This is a genomic window from SAR202 cluster bacterium (genome assembly GCA_016872285.1).
In the GTDB taxonomy this organism is placed as follows: Bacteria; Chloroflexota; Dehalococcoidia; order Lucifugimonadales.
The window spans coordinates 18995-38173 of sequence record VGZZ01000026.1; the positions used below are offsets into that span (position 1 = coordinate 18995).

Annotated in this window: 19 protein-coding genes and 3 tRNA genes; 8 read left to right on the top strand and 14 right to left on the bottom strand. The window is 59.7% G+C overall.

Translation table 11 applies throughout. The features are described 5' to 3' along the window. Positions 1 to 95: 95 nt before the first annotated feature. From FJ320_08240 to FJ320_08260, 5 genes are all read right to left on the bottom strand, one after another. Entirely contained in the window at positions 96 to 1100 is a 1005-nt protein-coding gene (locus FJ320_08240; protein MBM3925961.1) for a hypothetical protein, read from the bottom strand. Between the two features lie 166 nt (positions 1101 to 1266). Continuing rightward, positions 1267 to 2685 carry a DUF1800 domain-containing protein gene (locus FJ320_08245; protein MBM3925962.1) on the bottom strand — a complete coding sequence of 473 codons (1419 nt, stop codon included), beginning with the start codon at positions 2683 to 2685 and terminating at the stop codon, positions 1267 to 1269. Positions 2686 to 2858: 173 nt separating this feature from the next. Further along, positions 2859 to 3863 carry a 6-bladed beta-propeller gene (locus FJ320_08250; GenBank protein MBM3925963.1) on the bottom strand — a complete coding sequence of 335 codons (1005 nt, stop codon included), beginning with the start codon at positions 3861 to 3863 and terminating at the stop codon, positions 2859 to 2861. A 213-nt stretch (positions 3864 to 4076) separates the two neighbouring features. Beyond that, positions 4077 to 5495 carry a DUF1800 domain-containing protein gene (locus FJ320_08255; protein MBM3925964.1) on the bottom strand — a complete coding sequence of 473 codons (1419 nt, stop codon included), beginning with the start codon at positions 5493 to 5495 and terminating at the stop codon, positions 4077 to 4079. 133 nt (positions 5496 to 5628) lie between these two features. After that, on the bottom strand, positions 5629 to 7527 hold the full coding sequence (locus tag FJ320_08260) for an acetate--CoA ligase (GenBank protein MBM3925965.1): 1899 nt from the start codon (positions 7525 to 7527) through the stop codon (positions 5629 to 5631). Between the two features lie 137 nt (positions 7528 to 7664). Between FJ320_08260 and FJ320_08265 the strand changes: the two genes are divergently transcribed. Beyond that, entirely contained in the window at positions 7665 to 8102 is a 438-nt protein-coding gene (locus tag FJ320_08265; GenBank protein MBM3925966.1) for a heme-binding protein, read from the top strand. A gap of 5 nt (positions 8103 to 8107) precedes the next feature. Here FJ320_08265 and FJ320_08270 read toward each other — a convergent pair whose 3' ends face one another. The 6 genes from FJ320_08270 to FJ320_08295 all read right to left on the bottom strand — a co-directional run bounded on the left by FJ320_08270 (position 8108) and on the right by FJ320_08295 (position 12335). After that, positions 8108 to 8827: a PIG-L family deacetylase gene (locus tag FJ320_08270; protein MBM3925967.1), complete on the bottom strand. Its 720-nt coding sequence runs from the start codon at positions 8825 to 8827 to the stop codon at positions 8108 to 8110. Between the two features lie 25 nt (positions 8828 to 8852). Continuing rightward, a complete protein-coding gene (locus FJ320_08275; protein MBM3925968.1) occupies positions 8853 to 10163 on the bottom strand; it encodes an MFS transporter in 1311 nt (436 codons plus the stop codon). Between the two features lie 497 nt (positions 10164 to 10660). Continuing rightward, entirely contained in the window at positions 10661 to 11041 is a 381-nt protein-coding gene (locus tag FJ320_08280; GenBank protein ID MBM3925969.1) for a VOC family protein, read from the bottom strand. 21 nt (positions 11042 to 11062) lie between these two features. Continuing rightward, on the bottom strand, positions 11063 to 11443 hold the full coding sequence (locus FJ320_08285) for a VOC family protein (GenBank protein ID MBM3925970.1): 381 nt from the start codon (positions 11441 to 11443) through the stop codon (positions 11063 to 11065). 15 nt (positions 11444 to 11458) lie between these two features. Further along, the gene (locus tag FJ320_08290) at positions 11459 to 12211 is read right to left on the bottom strand and encodes a hypothetical protein (GenBank protein MBM3925971.1); all 753 of its coding nucleotides are present in this window, start codon (positions 12209 to 12211) and stop codon (positions 11459 to 11461) included. After that, entirely contained in the window at positions 12099 to 12335 is a 237-nt protein-coding gene (locus FJ320_08295) for a hypothetical protein (protein MBM3925972.1), read from the bottom strand. Before FJ320_08295 ends, FJ320_08290 begins: the two co-directional genes overlap by 113 nt. 131 nt (positions 12336 to 12466) lie before the next feature. Here FJ320_08295 and FJ320_08300 point away from each other — a divergent pair, with 131 nt between their 5' ends. After that, positions 12467 to 12682, top strand: coding sequence for a hypothetical protein (locus FJ320_08300; GenBank protein MBM3925973.1), 216 nt, complete (start codon positions 12467 to 12469; stop codon positions 12680 to 12682). Between the two features lie 403 nt (positions 12683 to 13085). On the opposite strand, the gene FJ320_08305 is transcribed toward FJ320_08300, so the two are convergent. Next, complete coding sequence (locus FJ320_08305) at positions 13086 to 13979, bottom strand: NAD(P)-dependent oxidoreductase (GenBank protein MBM3925974.1); 894 nt, start codon at positions 13977 to 13979, stop codon at positions 13086 to 13088. Positions 13980 to 14005: 26 nt separating this feature from the next. After that, entirely contained in the window at positions 14006 to 15232 is a 1227-nt protein-coding gene (locus FJ320_08310) for an amidohydrolase family protein (protein MBM3925975.1), read from the bottom strand. Between the two features lie 122 nt (positions 15233 to 15354). Here FJ320_08310 and FJ320_08315 point away from each other — a divergent pair, with 122 nt between their 5' ends. From FJ320_08315 to FJ320_08340, 6 genes are all read left to right on the top strand, one after another. Continuing rightward, positions 15355 to 16632 (top strand): hypothetical protein, encoded by a 1278-nt coding sequence (locus tag FJ320_08315; protein MBM3925976.1) that lies wholly within the window; start codon positions 15355 to 15357, stop codon positions 16630 to 16632. A gap of 67 nt (positions 16633 to 16699) precedes the next feature. Further along, positions 16700 to 17377, top strand: coding sequence for a DinB family protein (locus FJ320_08320; GenBank protein ID MBM3925977.1), 678 nt, complete (start codon positions 16700 to 16702; stop codon positions 17375 to 17377). Between the two features lie 75 nt (positions 17378 to 17452). Continuing rightward, positions 17453 to 17528 (top strand) — tRNA-Val (locus tag FJ320_08325). Positions 17529 to 17630: 102 nt separating this feature from the next. Next, positions 17631 to 17715, top strand: a tRNA-Leu gene (locus FJ320_08330). A gap of 13 nt (positions 17716 to 17728) precedes the next feature. Next, positions 17729 to 17805 (top strand) — tRNA-Arg (locus tag FJ320_08335). A gap of 104 nt (positions 17806 to 17909) precedes the next feature. Then, complete coding sequence (locus FJ320_08340) at positions 17910 to 18833, top strand: hypothetical protein (protein ID MBM3925978.1); 924 nt, start codon at positions 17910 to 17912, stop codon at positions 18831 to 18833. Between the two features lie 239 nt (positions 18834 to 19072). Here FJ320_08340 and FJ320_08345 read toward each other — a convergent pair. Beyond that, a partial coding sequence (locus FJ320_08345) for an IS110 family transposase (protein ID MBM3925979.1) occupies positions 19073 to 19179 on the bottom strand: 107 nt, incomplete at its 5' end.

Sequence of the window (19179 nt, forward strand, 5' to 3'; positions counted from 1 at the left end):
GCGTCGATCCTTGTGTTAGCCTCAATCCTCAACCATCACTAGGCTTAACGGAGGAGAAGGGATTTTAGTGAAGGCTGACACATATCCCCGCATCCCTACAGGTTGAACTGCGGGTCCGTCCAGTTCTCTTCCTTTTGATAGACCTGGATTCGCATGCGCTGATTTTCCACCACCAGCACCTGTCCCTTGTCGGTGACGGCGATGGCGGTGGGCCGGTTGAAGCGCCACTCCTGCTGGACGTTTTTCACCAGCAGCCGCGCCCGCTTGTAGTCCGGGTTGGCGTCTATGGACTGCTGCGCCCACTTGGACAGCTTCTCGGCGTCGCCGATGAAGGTGGTGAGGTGGGCGCCGGTGGAATCGAAGACTTCGACGGTGTTCTTCCACCAGTTGGCGACGTAAATATCGCCGTCCTTGTCCACGGTGACGTCAGATGGGAATTTGAGATCGCCCTTGCCTTCGCCAGGGGCGCCGATGGTGGCGAGGTGTTTGCCGTCGGCGGTGAATTTTTGGATGCGGTGGTTATGCCAGTCGGCGACGTAAACGTCGCCCTTGGCGTCGATGTCGATGCCCCAGGGCCGGTTGAACTGGCCTTCCGACTGCCCCTCGGATCCCCACGCCTGAAGGGACTTCCCCTCCTTAGTGAACTTTTGCACTCGATGGTTAAGATTCTCGGTGACGAGGAGGTTGTCGTCGGCGTCAAAGACCAGGCCGGTGGGGCCGTTTAACTGGCCTTTCTTGCTGCCATAAGTGCCCCACTTGCCCAAGAACTTGCCGCCCTTATCGAAGATGCTGATACGCTGCAACCACTCGTCGGCGACGTAAACGTTGCCCTGCCTGTCGATGGCGCAGGCGGTGGGCCAGATGAACTGACCGTCGCCCTGGCCGTAGCTGCCAAACTCGCCGATGAACTCCTCATCGATGGTCTGGATGCTGACGCGCTGGCAGGGCATGTACTCGTCGCCGCGGCTGACCACATATATGTGGCCGTTGGGCGCCAGGGCAATGTCCATGGGGTGCCGGAACCCGGGGCCGGACGATGCGTTGCGGCCCAGGGTGTGGCTGTAGTTGAAAACTCGGCCTTTGACCATTACTGTTTGCATATTTCTACTCCTAATGTGTCAATCCGCTTTGGGACGTCTTTCTATTCGGGATACCATCCCCTGACCCCTTTCCCGACTGCATCGGGACTGAGTACAGCCTGCTGGAAGGGGAAGGGGGAGAACCAGATAGAGCCTCCACCCTCCCCCAGGGGAAGCCAGAATGCCATTAGCCGAACTGGTACTCGCGGGCGGCGGCGATGAGCTGGAGGACTTCCTTGACGCGGGTGGCGAAGGCTTCCCGCTCTTTCTCGGTCTTGCCGCGCTTGATGGGGCCGCCGGCCTTGAGGTGCTGGATAAGTTCAGACCGGGTGCCTTCTTCCAATCGGACGATGCCGAGGAGGTACAGGCAGCTTTCCAATAGCTCCTCGGGCGTGAGGGTATCCTTTGTGGCTAGCCTATCGATGATGGTCCTGACGCCGGGGAGGCTGGTGTCGCCCAGGCGGTCGGCGACGAAGTTGATGCGGCGCACCAGGGACCCGCTGTCGATCCACTCCTGGCCGGTGTGCCACCCTTCGACGCTGGGCGGGTCCAGCAGCGACTGGCCCATATACCCCGGTTCCACGGCGATGCTCATGACATCGGGTTTGGGGTTGCGGTAGTCGCCGACCAGACGCATGGTGCTGGTAACAAGCTCGATGGGGCTTTTGACCTTGGCGTACCAGGCCTTCTCGTCTTTGAAGAAGTCCGAGTTGAAGAGGACTCTAAGGGCTTGCTTAATGTCCCAGTTGGACTCTAGGAGGGTGGAGGCGAGAATGTTGATCGCCACCGAGTCTTTCGGGGGGATATCCAGCCACGACGGCACCTGGACTTCATCGGCGACGAAGAAGTTGTACATGTGACGCGCCACGAATCGCGCCGTGGCGGGCTGCTTGCAGATGATGTCGATAATGTCATCGCCGTTAAAGCGGCCCTTGTGGCCCAGGAAGGTCTTTTCGCCGTCGTCATGGTCCTCGGGCCGGTACTCGAACTCCCAGACAAACCGTGCGTAGGGGTTGCGGGGGAAGCTGGGGGCGATGGTCCAGCCGGTGAAGGCGCGGGAGGCCTCCTTCACATCCTTCTCGGTGTAGTTGCCCTGGCCCATGGAGAACAACTCCAACAGTTCCCTACCCCAGTTCTCGTTAGGGGCGTCCTTGTGGTTCTGGTTGTTGTCCAGCCAGAAGATCATGGCCGGATTTTTGGAGACTTCCGTCAGCAGGGTTTTGTAATTGCTGAGGCCGAATTTTCGGAACAGGGCCATCTGCGCCAGCATCTGAACGCAGTGGTCCAGCTTGGAGGCGCCGGTGGCGAAGACGTGGTGCCAGAAGAGCACCATCTTCTCTTCCAGAGGCCGGGGCGTGTTGATAAGCCGGTACATCCAGTGGCTCTGGCTGTTATAGGGCACGCCGCCGCCGATTTCAAAGCAAGGCTCGTGGCGGTACATGACGGCTTCGTCGATGGGCGGGATGCCGTGGGCCTCGGGATCAAGAAGCTCCTCCACGGTGGCTTCGTAGCCTTTCTTAGCTCGGGCCTCGATCTCTTCAATGGTGCCGCCGAAACCGGCGCGTCGCATTAGGTGAGCCATAAGCGCAACATTCTTGTCGGCCATGTCTGACTCCTTTTCCTCTTCAGTTAGCTCTTACCAGCGCCGCATGTTATGTAACGGGCTGGTGAATGATGGGATTATAGGAAGGGAGATGGATGGGGTCAAGGAGACAGGCGTAAGACAGCCGCCACGTTGGCAGCAGGCTAAAGAAGGCGAAGCCAGATGCGGCCGGGAGGCTAGAGGTTAAACTGGATGGACGTCCAGTTGGACTCTTTCTTGTACACCTGTATACGGCACCGCAGCGTGTCGGCGACCAGGACGTGGCCCTGGTCGTCAACTAGGACGGCCTGGGGACGATAGAAGCGGTACTCAGGCTCCAGGCTGCGGACCCGCATCCGGGCCTTCTGAATGTCCGGGCTGGCGTTGACGATGACCTGCGCCCACTTGGACAGCCGCTCCGAGTTGCCGACGAAGCTGGCGAGGGGCCCACCATAGCTGTCGAAGACCTCCAGCTTGCTGTTCCACCAATCGACTACGTAGATGTCGCCGTCCTTGTCCACGGCCACGTCGGTGGGGTGGTTGAGGAGGCCGGGGCCTTGGCCGGGGGCGCCGATGACGGCCAGGGGCTTACCCTCGGCGTCGAACTTCTGGATGCGATGGTTCTTCCAGTCGGCGACGTAAACGTCGCCCCTGGAGTCCACGGTGACGCCCCAGGGCCGATTGAACTGGCCCTGGCCGGCGCCCTGGCTGCCCCAATGGCGGAGGGGCTTGCCTTCGGCGGTGAACACCTGGACTCGGTGGGTGTGCTCCTCGGTGACGTAGAGGTTGTCGTGGGCGTCGAAGGCCAGGCCGGAGGGGCCTTGAAGCTGGCCGGGTTTTACGCCGGGCTTGCCCCAGTGGCCCAACGACTTGCCGTCCCTGTCAAAGATGTTGATACGGTTCAGCCACTCGTCGGCCACATAGACGTTGCCGCGGCTGTCGATGGCCAGGGCGGAAGGCCACATGAACTGGCCCTTCTCCTCGCCGATGCAGCCGATGTCGGTGATGAACTCCTCGTCCATCGTTAGGACGGAGACGCGCTGGGAGTTGGTGTACTCGTCGCCGCGATTGAGGACGTAGAGGCGGCGTTCCGAGCCCAAGGCGAGGTCGATGGGGTAGCGAAAGCCGGTACCGGCCTCGCCGTTGCGGCCGATGGTGTAGTCATAGTTATAGATGCGGCCTTTGGTGATTATAGTTTGCATTTTTTACACCTAATCTGTCATTTCACTACAGGACGTTTGTCTTAGCGGTACACCATCCCCTGACCCCTTTCCCGACTGCATCGGGACTGAGTACAGCCTGCTGGAAGGGGAAGAGAAAGATTGCACCAATCCCCCTCTATCTTCCCCTTTCCTCACGAGGAAAAGGGGGAGTACCAGACGAGACTTCCAAACTTCTCCCTTGGGGAAATGTAATTAGCCAAATTGGTACTCGCGGGTGGCAGCGATAAGCTGGAGGACTTCGCAGACGCGGCTGGCGAAGGCGCGGCGCTCGGCCTCGGTCTTGCCACGATTGGCCGGGCCGGACTGGGAGGCGTGGGAGACCAGCTCATCGAAGGTGGACTTCTCCACCTGCACGTCGCCCATAAGCTCCAGACAGCCCGCCACCAGCTCCTTGGGCGACAACTCGCCCTTAGACGACAGGCGGTCGATGATGCGGCGGACGCCGGGCAGGGCGGGGTCGCCGACGCGGTTGGCGACGAAGTTGATGCGCTGGACTAGCGCGCCGGTGTCGATCCACTCCTGGCCGGTGTGCCAGCCTTCGACGCTGGGCGGGTTCAGCAAAGCCTGGCCCTGGTTTTCGATTTCGACGCCGATGTTGGAGATGCCGGGCTGTGGCGTGGCGTGCTGGCCGACCAGCTTCAGGGAACTGACTACCAGCTCGGCGGGACTCTTGACCTTGTTATGCCACACCTTCTCGTCCTTAAAAAAGTCCGAGTTGAAGAGGACTCGCAGCGTGTGCTTGATGTCCCAGCCGGACTCCATGAGGGCTGATGCCAAGATGTTTATAGCCACCGAGTCACGGGGCGGCACGTCCAGCCACGACGGCACCTGGACTTCATCGGCGACGAAGAAGTTATACATGTGCCGCGCGATGAACCTGGCAGTGGCCGGCTGCTTGAGGATAATGTCGATGATGTCGTCGCCGTTAAATCGGCCCTTGTGGCCCAGGAAGGTCTTTTCGCCGTCATCGTGGTCCTCGGCGTGGTACTCGAACTCCCAGGCAAATCGATTGTAGGGGGAGCGGGGCAGCTTGGCGGAGATGGTCCAGCCGGTGAAGGCGCGGGAGGCCTCTTTCACATCCTTTTCGGTGTAGTTCCCCTGTCCCATGGAGAACAGCTCCAGCAGTTCCCTACCCCAGTTCTCGTTGGGGGCGTCCTTATGGTTCTGGTTGTTGTCCAGCCAGAAGATCATGGCAGGGTCTTTGGAGACGCGTATGAGAAGGTCTCGGAAGTTGCCGAGGCCGTGCTGGCGGAACATATCGATCTGGATCTGCATCTGGTTCATACTGTCGATTTTGGCGTTGCCGGTGGCGAAAACGTGATGCCAGAAGAGGGCAACTTTTTCTTCCAGGGGCCTGGGGCTGTTGACCATTCGATAGACCCAGTGTCCCTGGCCGACCATGGACACGCCGCCGGGGTTCTGGAAGCCAGGGTTGTGTCGATATATTAATGCCTCGTCTATGGGGTCGACGCCGTGGGCCTGGGGTTCCAGAAGCTCTTCGACGGTGTCCTCGTACCCTTTCTTAGCCCGCGCTTCAATCTCTTCGTATGCGGCGCCGAAACCGGCGCGTCGCATCAGATGGGCCATCAACGCGAGATTCTTTTCCGGCATTTAAACGCCTCCTCAAGGCGATGAGTTGATTTTTACGCACAAACTGCGCCTCGCACTAAACGGGCGCAGCGTCAATAATATTCTCTTGCGGAGGAAGGGATGTCAAGGCAAAGCAAGCTATACCAATGGGCGGCTAAGCCTGGCACGTCATTTGCCGCCAGGCTTCGCGGGCCTCTTCAACCGAGCCCTCCTCCTCGATGGTAGTGATGTCGCCAGGCTCGCGGTTGAGCACGACTGCTTTGAGGACACGGCGCATAATCTTGCCGCTCCGCGTTTTGGGAAGCATACGGACGAAGTTGATGTCCGAGACGACCACGACGGCGCCGAGCTCGTTGCGTATGGTCTGCAACAGCTCTTTGCGAAGTTTTTCGGTGGGCTGCTGGCCTTTCTTGAGCACTATGAAGCCGGCTGCCACCTCGCCGCGCAGATCATCCGGCTTGCCGGTGACGCCTGCTTCCGCCACCGCGGGATGCTTGAGGAAAGCGCTCTCGACCTCGATGGTGCCGATGCGATGGGCGGCAATCTTTATGACCTCATCAGCGCGGCCTGAGAACCAGATATAGCCATCGTCATCCATCCGAGTGGCATCGCCGGTATAGTATTTTCCGGGGACCTTGTCCCAGTAGTCCTGCTTGTACCGCTCCGGCTCTCCCCACAGCGACGGAGTCAGGCTGGGAAAGGGGTGGGTGACGACCATGATTCCAGGCTCCCCGGCCTTGACCGGCTGGCCTTCCTGGCCGACGACCTCCACTTGTATGCCGGGCAGGGGAATGCCCGCGGAGCCGGGCTTGATGGGAAGCATTCCGAGGCCGTAAGGGTTGCCAATGATAGGCCCCCCGGTCTCGGTCTGCCAGTAGTGGTCGATAACTGGGATCCGGCTGCGCAACGCCTTCTTCTGCAGCCATTCCCAGGCGGGCGGGTTCAACGCTTCGCCGGCGCAGAAGACACGTTCCAATGATGCCAGGCTATACGGTTTAGCCACATCCTCGCCATGGCCCATGAGCAATCGAACAGCGGTGGGGGAGGTAAATACGCCTGTGATGCCAAAGCGGTCGATGGCTTTCCAGAAGAGCTCCGGCCCGGGGTAATCGAGGGCGCCCTCGTAAGCAATCGTTGTAGCGCCGCTGAGCAGCGGGCCATATACGATGTAGCTGTGACCCACGGCCCATCCAATCTCGGAGGTAGCCCACCATACGTCCGTCGGCTTGAGTCCAAAGACCCACTTAGCCATACTGTGGATACCCACTTGATAGCCGCCGTGGGTGTGCATGGTCAGCTTGGGTTTGGAAGTTGTCCCAGACGTAGCGAGGATATAAAGGGTCTCATTGGCTTCCAGGACCTCGTGGGCTCCTGAGTGGCCTTGGGCGCGGGTGAGGAACTCGGGCCAGTCCAGGTCACGGCCCTTAGTCATAGGACAATCCGCAGAACCACGGCGCAAGACAATCACATGCTCAACGCTGTTCTCGACCTGGCTCAGCGCCTTATCGACGATAGTCTTCAGGGCGATGTCGCGGCCACGGCGGTAAGTCGCATCGCCGGCAAAGACAAGGCGGGAGCCGCTGGCGCGGATGCGCTCGCCCAGGGCGCCGGGCCCAAACCCCGCGAACACCACTGAGTGGATGGCGGCGATGCGCGCGCAGGCAAGCATCAAGACAATGGACTCGGAGCAGGTGGGCATATAGATAGTGATAGGATCGCCTTTCTTAATGCCCATTCCGCGCAGCGCCGCCGCTGTTCGCTCGACCTCTCTAAGAAGCTGGGTATAGGTCAGGACTCGCTCTTGGCCCCGTTCGTTGAAGGTGATAAGGGCTGCGTGGCCTCCGCAGCCACGGTCCACGTGATAATCAAGGGCGTTATAGGAGATATTAGTCTGCCCGCCGATAAACCACTTGAAGGAGGGGTACTGCCGCTCGAAGGGCGTATCCCACTTTCGGAACCAGGGAAGCTGCTCCGCTGCTTTGGCCCAGAAAGCCACCGGGTCGCGCTTGCCATCATCGAGCCAACGCTTGATTACTGGGTTTATAAGCTCCATGGGATATCTCTCTTTATGAGTCGAGGGAGGAAAGACTCCGGGCAGCGTGGGGCGATTTTAGCATAGGTCTTTCCAACCCTGTTGGTTTACCGCCAACCTCTGGTATATTTGGGCCACTTGAACGGGAGGCAGACCATATGTTGACCAAATACGCCCTTAGCTCCGACCAGTGCCAGGCGGCCATCACGGCCATGCTGGCGGATTTCAAGAAGCGGAAGGACGCGCCGCCTATAGCCGCGGCCATTGTGGACGACAACGGCAACCTGCTGGCCTTCACCCGCATCGACGGCTGCCGTCCCCAACTAGGCCGCAATGCTATCAAGAAGGCTTACACCGCCGCCCTGACCGGCATGGACAGCGAGGAGTACGCCAAGTCGATGAAGCAGCGAGGCAAGACCGTGGCCGAGTTTGGCGACCCCATGCTCTTCGACATACCCGGCGGCATCCTGGTGAAGCACCCCAAGACGGAGCAGATTATGGGCGGCATCGGCGTGGCGGGGCTGCCGGCGGGGCCGGGGGATAGCGACGTGGCGCTGGCGGGATTGAAGGCGATGGGGTTGGATGGCAAAAAGTAGCCGGGTTACACCCGCAGCTTAAAGCTCTTAAACCCCTCGGCGTACTTGATATTCTTGGGCTGGCCGGCGTCGGCGCGCCACTCTTTCATCCTTTTTTCGACCTCAGCGTCACGTCCGCCGACCTGGCTTACATGCTTCTTCAGCGCGGCAATAGCGGTATCCAGGGAGTCGCCAACGTCAAACCAGGTGTCGGAATGGTCGCCGCCGGAGACCAGGACTTCGCGAACCTTATGGGGCTGGAAGCCTTGTTTCAGTAACTCGGGGAAGGTGAGGTGGTCGCGGGCGGTGGGGAAGACGGCGGAGAGGGTGGCCTCAGCGGCGGCCAGGTGGTCGGGGTGGCCCAGGTAGTTAGTCGCGTTGAAACTGCGCAGGGGCGACTGGCAGATAAGGACGTCGGGCTTGAAGCGGCGTATCTCGCGGGCGATGTCGCGGCGTAGGTCCAGGTTGGCCACCAGCATCGCGTCCTCGTATCCTAAGAACACCACGTCTTTGACACCCAGCACGTCGCAGGCGTCCCGCTGCTCCTTCATTCGGATTTTCGCCAGCTTGTCCGGGGTCATCTTGGAGTCGCTGCTGCCCTTGCTGCCGTCGGTGCAGAGGACGTAGAACATTTCGATGCCCTGCTGGCAGAACTTGGCGACGGTGCCGGAGAACCCGAACTCGGCATCGTCAGGATGTGCCACCACCACCATGCCCCGTTTGTAACCGTTGTAGGCGTCAGCCATGGAATACTCTCCTCGATTAATTCTACTAGGCCGCGGGGGCTTTGCCCTGGGCCTCCTCTAGTTGCCGCTTTTTATCAGGCTGGGGACTTTTGAGGAAAAGGAACAGGAAGAAGCCCGAGGCGGTGATGGCGGCAATGATTTTGAACCCCAGCCCGTAGCTGTAGTGGTCGGCCATGAACCCGGCCAGGATGGGGCCGATGGTCTGGCCCACCATCATCACCACCTGGGTGAAGCCGTTGATGACGGCAAAGTTGCGCCGTCCAAAGAAGTCGCCGCGCATGGCCGTCAGGATGGGGCCTCGAATGCCCCAGCACACGCCGTGAACAAGGACGCCCGCCAGCACCTGGGGCATGCCGCTGGCCGTGGCGAGCAGTAATATGCCCAAGCCGTGGCCGAGCATGGCGATGGCCGAAAGGTGCTGTTTGGGGAACCTATCGCCCAGGTAGCCGCCGATGGGCTGGCCCGCCATCATGGCCGCGGTCATGACGATGACGACCTGGGCGGCGGAGGCTTGGGAGAAGTCAAGCTCAGACTCCAGGTAGGGGACAAGGTGGAGGCTGAGGGCCGACAGGGCCAGCAAAGCCAGGGAGTGGCCCAGGGAGAGGAGCCAGAAGGCGCGGGTGCGCAAGGCTTCTTTTACGGTGAAATCGTACTCGCGGTCTAGAGAAGAGGTTTTGCCATCGGAGGTAGAGGCGCCGGGCTCGGGCGGCGCGTCGCCGTCAGGCAGGTAGCCGTGGGGCTCGGGTTCCAATCGGACGACACGGACCAGCGGCAGCAGGATGATAACAGACACGACACCGCAGCCGATGGCCGTGGCCTCCCAGCCGAAGGCGCCGATGCTCAGGGCAACCAGGGGCGCCACGATGAGGCCGCCCAGGCCCATGCCGAACATCATCAGGCCAACGGCGCGGGAGCGTTTCTTGCGGAACCAGTTGTTTATAGCGACGCCGACGGGGTTCCAGGAGGCGAGGCTGGAGCCTATGGAGAGGACCAGGAAGGCGATGTAGAACATCGCCACAGAGCGGGTCTGGCTCATGAGGATGAACCCCCCGCCAAAGACGAGGACGCCCACCACCATGATTTTTTGCGGGCCGTGCTTCTGCACCAGCCAGCCGCCCAGAGGGCCGAGGAATCCGCTTTCGACGCGCGAGAGGGAGTAGGCGCCGGAGATGACGGTACGGCTCCAGCCGAACTGCTGGCGCATAGGCTCAAAGAAGAACTGGAAGCCGTGAAAGAAGGTGCCGGCGGTTAGCCCCGCCGATACCATCCCCGAGGCCACGATCCACCAGCCGTAGAAAACGCGGCGCGTCCGCCCCGCGACCCAGGCGGCCATCACGCCAGCCTCTTGTTGATGGCAAGCGTGCCTTCCGCACCTAAGGGCTTAAGAAAGCCCCGCCTGCGATGGGCGGGGCGTGAGTAGTCCAAGTCGAGGCTATCCGTATCCACAACTAGACTATTTTAGCCTAGACTAACTTCTGACGGAAGGCCGTTGCAGGGACGTAGACCCCGCCTCTCTCCACCCCGACCCCCCCTCCTAGCCTCCCCCTCAAGGTAGCTGGTGCTGGTTATCCCAGTACGTTTTAGAGATGGGATAGTGATGGCAAGTGGCATTGATAAAGTCTCGTGGAACTAGGGTTTCACCCTCATCCTGCGCCTTCCCCCATCAAGGGGGAAGGAATTCCCTTGGAGGCTGTTAGTCCTTTCGTGCGTATCTATACTCAATTAGCACCAGACGTTCAAGGGGGGGGGGAGAGGACCTGAGGGCTGGACTGACGCCTCAATACACGCCTGGATTGTGGCATTTGCAAAAACTAGAACTGGCGTGGGCGGGGGCTAGTAGGTCTTAATCTCCAGCACGTGGCCGTTGGGGTCTCGAAAGTACACAGCCTTGCCCTGGCCCTTGGCGCCCATGGTCACGCCCGGCCCGCGCATGTTCTCGATGTCGAAGGGGCCATCGCCGAAAGGAATTTTGGCCTTCTTGACGCGCTGGAACGTGGCGTCGAACTCCTCCGGCGACATGGCGAAGGCATAGTGCATCGAATCGAACTCTTCATTCTCGGTGCGGAAGTCGAAGACCAGGGTGTCATTGACTCGCGCGGCGGAGAAGGGGCCCATCTGGCCTTCATATTTGAAACCCAGGATTTTGCTGTACCATCGCGCGGACTCTTCCTGGTCCTTGGCGGGAACGATAGTGTGGTCTAAAACTGTCGTCATAACACTCCCTCCCATCATTAGCTAAACAGGCTGCATAAGCTCTAATCGTACGTTATCGGGCGCTTCCACAAAGGCGATGCGCATTCCGGTGGCCAGGGTGCGGACCGGCTCCAGCACCTTGACACGTTTCTTCTGGAGGCTCGCCATGACGCCGTCCAGGTCATCGGTCTCGATGCCGAAGTGTTCCAGGCCTAGTTTCACCGACGAGTCGCCGGCAGGAATCCCGCCGGGCGGAGGCTCGGTTATGTTGATGCGGACGCCGCCCAGGTCGGTGCGGACGGTGAGCGGGCCGTTTATCCGCACCTCCTCGACGATGCGCGCGCCAAAGTTCTCGACGTACCACTGGGCGGTCTTGCGGGCGTCTTTGGACTTGAGGTGGATATGGTTCATGCCAAATTTCATAGTCGTCTCCCTTAGCTATCTAACCGATTTTTCCAGCATATCGCGTATCTCCTCCACGATGGCCTGCTGCCACATCGGCGCGCGGTCACTCATGCGGTTGCGCCGCTCAATACCGAACTCCCGCTGGTCCAGCCCCGGCTTCTCCTTCTTTATCGAGGCCTCGATGGCGGCGATGTCCTTGTCCGCCAGGGCAGGGCGTTCGATCCAGTGGCAGATGTAGTCCATGTCCTTGGTGTAAAAGACCATGGTGGGGATGGACTCGTATTTGCCCTGCTTGAGAAACTCGCGCATGATGTCGCTGTTCTGGTCGCGAGGGAAGACGCGCATGTCGAGGCCGGCGGCCTCGGCGACGCGGGCCAGGGCGGGGAGACCGCGCACTACGTCGGTGCACCAGTCCTCGGCCAGCACCAGGGCTTTGGCGGGGCCTCGTGGCTGCTGGGCGACGGTGCGCAGGGCCTTGGCGTCCTGGGCCTTGATTTTAATGTCCTTGTAGTAGCTGAGGATGCGCGCTTTGTTGACCTTGACGCTTGCCATGTAGGCGTCGAAGGTGTGACCCTGGGCGAATCGCTGCGGTGTGACAACAGACGTCTTATTAGCCAACCGCCACCTCCTTGGAATTATGTCGCGACAGGCCGCCGGCCCGTCATCCGATGTGTCAACCGTGGACGCCTTTGTACTTTCCCTCTTCAATGCGGCCGTCCGGCCATCGAATGATGGGGACGGTGCTGCCGTATTGCAAGGCCTCGTCCAGCACGTCCTGGCTTTCATCGACGCGGCGCTCGTCGTACTTGACGCCGCGCTTGCCCCAGTCCTCCTTGAGGGCCTCGCAGGCGGGGCATCCTTCCAGTGTATAAACAATGGGTAATTGGGCTTTGACAGGTGTTTTTGGCATGGGTTAATGATAGCTTAAGCCATTGATCAAGTCACTCCGTTTTTACAAGCTGTTAAGGAAGTCTACACATCGTCAGTAAATTATGGCCCAGCGTATATGTTGTTGATGCTCTTAGGCTGACTGGAGGTCAAATGCCTGCATTTGAGACTCTTGAAGATGCAGTGAAAAAAGCGGACAGCTTTATAGATAAATACTATGCATTCCGAAGGCTCAGAAAGGCGAAAAAGCGAGACGGGGCTTGGCTTGTGGAATTTAATATAGGAGTTGTCAAGCCTGAAATTGTAACAATTAAGATTGATGAGAAAACGGGGAAGGTAGTGGATTACATAGCGCCGGACAATGGTTAATGGCTACAGAGGCCAGCAGAACAATGAAAAAACATCTAACCCACTCTGACCAATATTTCGCGAATGCCTTATCTGCCCTAAGTCGCAAGGAGGCGGGGAAGGCTGGGGAGCTATTATGGGGCAGTCTTGCAGGGGCGTTTCATGCGCTGGCCGCTGCTCGCAATGTGGGCGTTAAATCTCACAGAGGCTTAAAGAACTTTGTGATTAAAACTTCCGGGGACTTGAAAGAAAGATAGATCCCTGCTAGACAGCTTCTTGCTGGCGGAAAGTCTGCATCACAACTACTACGAGGTTGAGCTCACCCCATCAGATGTGCAGATTAATATTACGCCAATTCGGCAGGCCATTCAAAAATTGAAAGACCTAGCCTAGAGAAATTTACATTCACGCACACGCTTAACCATCACTGGCCCACCCTTCCCGGCCCCGCTTTCCCCCGCCGCCCGTATAAGAAACCCTGAATCTCATCCTGGAACTTGACCTCCGAGTCGTCCTGGGGTTCGTAGCCCAGGGCGTCCCGGGCCGAGGTCAGGGACCAGAAGGCGCGGGCGTTGTCGCTGATGCCGTAGACTACCAGCCAGGGCACGCCGTATTCGTTCTCGATACTCTCGGTCTCGACGGCCTTGATAAACAACTGCCGCAGGTCGCGAGGGCTGATGTAGGCGCCCAGGTCGCGTTTGTAGTTCAGCGAATCGCCCTTGGTGTAGTCCTTTAGCCTGATCTCGCGCGGCGCGCCGATTCTCACCTGTACGTTCTCCAGCTTGCGCCCGAATATGCCCGTGGCAAACATGAAACCCATGTGCTCGTAAGTGGCCTTGGCCCAGCCATAGAAGTTGTCGGAGAGGGGCAACATGTAGGGGTCAACGGCGTCTAATTTTTTGTGATGGATAAGCTCATGCTCGTACCAGTCGGCGGCGTGGTTGGAACTGGCGACCACCACACGTTGCACATGCTCTTCCATAGCGACGCGGTAGATGTTATAGGCCATGTGGACGTTTTCGTGTTCGGGGTAGAAGTCGTCCACGCTCCTAGGGCGGGCCAAGGCGCCGCTGGCCCCCTGCGAATGCTTCCATCCCAGATGGATGATGGTATCGATACCTTTGAAGTAGTGCCTGTACTTGTTAAAATCGGGGTCTATGAGGTCAACCACCATGACTCCAGGAACGCGCTTGCCGCCCCGGTCGGAGGCGCGGGCATCCAGGAGGACCAGGTCGTAGCGGCGGCGGAATTCGGGCAGCAGTTGGGCTGCTATGTACCCCGCCGCGCCCGTTACCAGCACTTTTCGCTTTTTAGCCATTACCAGCCCTCTCTGTTGAAGATCTGTTAGCCGGAAACTTTGACCCCGCCCTTGAACACGGCCTTCACTTTCATCAAGTCTAGGATGTTTGACGACGGGTCGCCGTCCACCACCAGCAGGTCCGCCGACTTCCCCGCCGCCACGCTGCCGACGGTCGCGTCGATACACAGGGCCTTGGCGGCGTCGCTGGTGGCCGAGGTGATGGCCTGGAGGGGCGTCATGCCGCCAAGAGTCATGCACTCGAGCTCGTAGGCGAACTGGCCGAAGGGGTAGTGGCCCCAGCCGCAGTCCGACCCGGCGATCATCTTCACGCCGGCGTCCAACATGCGGCGGCAGTGGTCTATACGCGTCTGATGATTATTCCGGCGCTGTTCAAGCATGGCCTTTTCTTCTCTGGTCAACGCGCCTGCCTTCTCCTTCTTTTCGAGGGCCCAGATGCCGCTGCGGCTAATGTGCAAGGTCGGGTTGACCCAAACGCCCTGCTGGGCAATGCACCTGGCGACTTTGGCGTCGAAGGCGGGCTGCTTGTCGGGGCCGTCGAAGAAGGCGTGGTAAATGATGTCGTGGCCGGCTTCGAGGACGCGGCTCATGCCCATGACGCACCGGCAGTGCGCGCCGACGCGCTTGCCGTGCCGATGGCCCTCGTAGGCGATATATGACAGTTCCCTCACGCTGAAGGCAGGCTGGTAGGGGTTGCTGGTGACGGTGCTGCCGCCGGTGGCCGCCACTTTTATAAAGTCAGCTCCTTCCTTAACCAGTCCTCGCACGGTGTGCTGCACCCCTACGCCATCGGCCTCGCCGCCCATGTACCACAGATGGCCGCCGGTGATGGTCACGGGCCTGCCACAGGCTAAGACCCGCGATCCCTCGACTTCGCCTGACGTGACACCCTGCTTCAGAGCGAAGCCGGTGCCGTTCCAGGCGCCGTTGTCGCAGAGAGTGGTGACGCCGGAGCGGAGGGCGATGGCGGCGTTGCGGGCGGAGCGGAGCAGGCGGAGGTCGTCGCCGTCGCCGATGACCTGCTCGCCGGTGCGTCCGTTACCCGGCATGTTGGTGTGGGTGTGGCAGTCGATGAGGCCGGGGAGGAGGGTGGCCTTGGGGTAATCGAGGACCGGGCCGCCGTTGGAGGCGAGGCGGGCCTGCGTCGCCACTTGTTTAACGACACCTTTTTCCACCACCACGGCCATGTTTCGTTTGACAGGGCCGCCCAGCCCGTCGATGAGCTTGCCGACCTGTAGGACAAAGCTGTCCATAAGGCCCTCCTTAGCCTGCAGTCAGGTAAATTGTCGAAAAGTTGGACTAATCTTAGGGCCAGAACCCTTAAGACGCAAAGCCGAGTCCTCTATAATCGTCTTATGTCAATATCGAGGATAGAATGTCAATCTTAGCGGCGGTCCTGCGGGCTTTCGGCTCGCTGGTCTTTGGCTGCCTGGTTCTGGGCGCTTTCATCGCTTATCTGGGCAGCAACGCCGTAGAGGATGTCTTCCTTCATCCGGAGGCTTACAAGGGGGCGCTGGAGGAAGAGGATGTCTATAACCGGGTTTATGACGAGCTTCTAGTCGACGCGCAGTTCCAGGACAAGGCGCGTTCCGTCATGGGCGGATACGAGATTCCGCCCCAGGATGTGGCATCGTTAAGCCGCGAGGTGCTGCCGCCTGCCTACCTCCAGGCGCAAGTTGAGGCTGCCGCCGACGGGGTGGCGGCGTATCTGCGAAAGGATGCCAGCGACCCGAGGGCATACATCGACCTGAACGCGCCGATGAACAACATCCGTCCAGCGGTCCAAAGATATCTCAACACACGCATCGACGGCATAACGCTCATTCCAGTCGCCACCCCAGGCGAATTATCCCAGGAGTTTATAACCCTCTTCCTCAGCCTGGAAAGGGGCGTTATACCGCAGCGGGCCCCGTCCCTGCAGGCGATACCGGTGTCCCTCCGCCTTCAGGCCTACGATGAGGCCTTGGCGTCTTACAAGGTCCAATCCAAGCTCAACGCGCCAGTCTCCGTGGCAGCTTTAGCGTTGGAGGGCCAGAGCGCCGCCATCCGCGCGGCGATATCGGTGGGCGATGTCCGTGGGGCGCTGCGCATCGCGACTTTAGCTATCGCGACACCCGTCATCGACACGGCGGTGCTGGAACTGCGGCAGGACCTGGACTCGGCGGGCCGGCTGGACCTGGTGGAGAAGGTTGCCGAGGCCAACGGCGAGACCCGCGCCGAACCGCTGAAGGACTCGGACCGCGCACGAGACTACCTCGACTCTTTCAATCGCGGCGCCCAGATTACCGCGTTGACCGTCATGGCCCTGGCGACGGCGCTGCTCATGGCCGTCCACCTGCCTCAATGGCGCTACTCGTTCATGTGGTCGGGCTTCGCGCTGCTGGCCGCAGGCGTGTTCGCGCTGCTGGCCGGTCTGGTGCTGAAGACACAAATCGCCGACCGTGAGTTGGTGGAGTGCGGCGCTCTCCCTGCCTCGGCCTGCGACATGCTGTCGGACGTTTCCAGCAACCTTATCTCCTCGGCGGGCGGCGGGATGCTGTTCCCTGCCCTCATAGTCACGGCTATAGGCGGCGCTTTCATGCTGCTGGCTGAAATACTGAAGATGAACAAGGGAGGCGCCAAGACCAGAGCCGCGGCCGGGAGAAGAAGGTAGCCGGCCGACTCGACAATCGCAGCCCGCGGTGATAGTCTCCCACCAACGCGACCCAGGAGCATCTGTTATGTCGACAACACGCGCGAACCCCAAGGCCCCGGCCCTGCCCTTATTCCCGCTGTTCGATTCCTACAGCGGCATGGTCAAAACCGAGATCCGCGATCTTAACGACGCCCAGCTGGACTGGACCAGCCCCAACTGGCGGTGGTCGGAGTGGAGTATCCGCGATAACGTGAGCCATGTGGCCTCGCATTTGTTTCGATGGTACATCCTGCGATGGGGCACGCAGCTTTTCCCCCAGGGCATACCCTATTTCAATGAGGTGCATTACCTCGCGGGGCTGCCGACTCGAAGGCTGGACACGGAGCGATGGGGCAGCAAGGAGCAGATTCTACAGAAGCTGGATGAAGCCATTGACATGGTCAAGGGCATACTGGCTAAAGAGACTGTTGGATCCGTGACGCAGAAGTACATCAAGATGGGCACGCCCAGCTTCTACAGCAGGATATCGGAGCGCTATGACAAGGGCCGTCCGGAGGGTGAAAAGACGCTACGGCCAGACTCTAAGGACCCGTCTGTCTGGCACCTGACGCTGGAGGGTAACATCCATCACAGCGAGGGCGAGATGGTGACGCATCTGTATAACGCGCAGCGCCTAAAGAAGGCCCAGGGCCTGGCGGTAAAAGTGAAGCTACCGGAGATTGGCTACTGGACTTTGCCTAACTGGGACCGCAGCGAACCGTAGAGGGTTTTGGCTTGCTAAGACACCCGCGCCTGCTATAATTGAACAGGCCGGGCGAAAGCCTGATTTCGTCGGCATGGGCGGTTAGCTCAGTGGTTAGAGCGCCTCGTTCACACCGAGGAGGTCACAGGTTCAAGTCCTGTATCGCCCACCATTTAACAAATTGCGGCAGGCGGCTCGCTGTTCGAGCGCTCCGATTACATCGGAGAGGTCATTCCGATCCCCATCGGGATGTCGCCTACCACAAAAATAGCGGGCCGAGGTGGCGGAACGGCAGACGCGCTACGTTCAGGGCGTAGTGTCCAAAAGACGTGTGGGTTCAAATCCCACCCTCGGCACCATCAGTTAGTTCGTGCGCTTGTAGCTCAACTGGATAGAGCGCAGCCCTGCGAAGGCTGAGGCTGTGGGTTCAAGTCCCGCCAAGCGCACCATTTTATTTTACGTTTTCCGCTCATTTACCATCCCCTACCCCTGGAGTATAATGGCCGCAACCTAAACCCCCCGCAGGAAAAATTGTTGCGCAGGAGGTAGTCCAATGGCCAAAGCCGCCACCATGAAGAAGAACGGATCTCAAGACGCCGCCGCTACTGTCAGAGAAGCCATGGCCGCCATGGATGCTATGCAGCCCGCAACCGGCCAAGTCAAGCCCATGACTCCGCCGCCCAATCGCAAGCTGGGACCTGAAATTGTGGAAGCCGGCCCTATCCAATTCCATATACAGCATCGCGACAATATGCACGACCAGGGTGTGTCCGTCAGGGTGATGGGGAAGGTGGACGGCGAGGAGAAGCAGCTTCTGCGCTTCGACTGCTTTGACTGGGACCCCCACTATCACTACGACCCCGATCATAAGAATGAGAAGCACATCATAGACAAGAGTACCGCGGGCAATCCCCTGGGGTGGACTATGTCTCAGCTTCGACACAACCTGGCGGCTATGCTGAAGCAGGCCGGCGCCGACGAGATCGCCAAGAGCATCAACATTGCCGAGACCAACAAGAAGCTGAACGAAGTCGAGGCCATCGCCCGCGAAATGTCCATTCGACGGCGCACGGTGGTGACCCACAACCGCGGCGACGTGGTCATCGAGGCTGGCAATATCCGGTTCGGCCTGGAATACCGAAACGTCAGCGTGGGGCAAGGGATGGCTATCCACGTCCTCGGCGACGTGGCGGGGCAGGAGGTGGAGCTGCTGGCCTTCGACTGCTTCAACGTCGAGGCCCATTACCACTACGGCCCTCGGAATAAGAACATCCGCCTCTACTGGGACCGCACTATCCACCCCGACCCCCTGCGCTGGACCCTGGACCAGTTTAAGAGCGGCAAGCTCCCTGAAATGATTCGGCGCGCCGGCTACCCCGGCATCGTCGCCGAACTGGACACGGAGTTGATTAAGTACAAGCTGCCGGAGATTGAGTCCACGGCCCTGGCTATCACCAAGCAGAAGACTTTGGCTTAGCCGGAAGCAAACACAGAAATGATAAGGCCCCTCCAATGCATTGGAGGGGCCTTTACTATTTACAAAGTATGGCGGTTGCTAGTCCTCTTGGTGTTAGGTGCAGTGATAGAGGATAAAGAAGGAGTGTATCAATCAGTAGCGGGTCCAGGCCGCCGTCATAACAGATTCCCTTCGACCAGGCTCAGGACAGGCTTCGACTATGGGCGAGTACAGCCTTCGCTCAGCAACCGTCTTTAGAGTTAGGCATAAATCACCTTAGGAGAAAGATGCCAAGGGGTCTTATGTTTGAGCATAGCGTTGAGGATGGTAAGGAGCTTGCGCATGCAGGCCACCAGGGCCACCTTCT